This is a genomic window from Bacillus sp. RIT 809, assembly GCF_016892495.1.
GTDB lineage: Bacteria > Bacillota > Bacilli > Bacillales > Bacillaceae_G > Bacillus_A > Bacillus_A cereus_U.
The window spans coordinates 1-227 of record NZ_JAFEMR010000090.1 but is presented as its reverse complement, the minus strand read 5'-3'; the positions used below and the strand labels follow the sequence as shown (position 1 = coordinate 227).

Sequence of the window (227 nt, the reverse complement as noted above, 5' to 3'; positions counted from 1 at the left end):
TACAACAACCAGTTCAAAACACGCCCAGAAAGTATTACGGTTCAATTGCTTCAAAATGGAACAGAGTTCCAAACAAAAGAAGTGAAAGTTGATACAGCTGATAAAGAAGGCAACTGGACTTTCAGCTTCAAAGATCTACCAAAGTACGATGGACAAGGAAATGAATTCAAGTACACAGTAAGTGAAGTAAAAGTGAAAGACTACGAAACAAAAGTAGAAGGAACAAC

General features: G+C 37.0%; 1 protein-coding gene. It reads left to right on the top strand.

What is annotated here, in order from left to right; all coding sequences use genetic code 11:
- A partial coding sequence (locus JTF23_RS27600) for a Cna B-type domain-containing protein (RefSeq protein ID WP_204210296.1) occupies positions 1 to 227 on the top strand: 227 nt, incomplete at both ends.